Here is a 361-nt window from a genome sequence, read left to right on the forward strand (position 1 = left end):
CCGTTACCGGTTCGTGAAGCATATCGCCGTGGTGCGAGAAAAATAGTGGTAATTCGTACTGTTAATGCAGATTTTCATGCACAGTCTGCTTGGGTGCATAAATTAAAATCATGGATTTGTGTGTCAGGTTATTGTCCCAAAACCATAGATTACTTGGTTCAGCATGAACATGCTTACGAACAAGAGCTCGCGTTTATCGCCAATCCACCAGATGATGTCGAGATCATTCAAATTTTTGCTGATGATGATCTGCAAAGCAAATTGTTGGGCAGCACAGATATGGGCTTACGCCATGATTATCAAACCGGTATCACTGCGGGCAATACTTTTTTACACACTCAAAAGACATTCTATTCTGCAC

The 361-nt window shown here is 41.8% G+C and carries 1 protein-coding gene; it reads left to right on the forward strand.

What is annotated here, in order from left to right; genetic code table 11:
• Nucleotides 1-361: DUF6363 domain-containing protein (locus tag AAEZ00_RS20715; protein WP_351089759.1), on the forward strand; the 361-nt coding region annotated here is incomplete at both ends.

The sequence above is a fragment of the Shewanella sp. S1-49-MNA-CIBAN-0167 genome (assembly GCF_040310145.1).
GTDB lineage: Bacteria > Pseudomonadota > Gammaproteobacteria > Enterobacterales > Shewanellaceae > Shewanella > Shewanella psychromarinicola.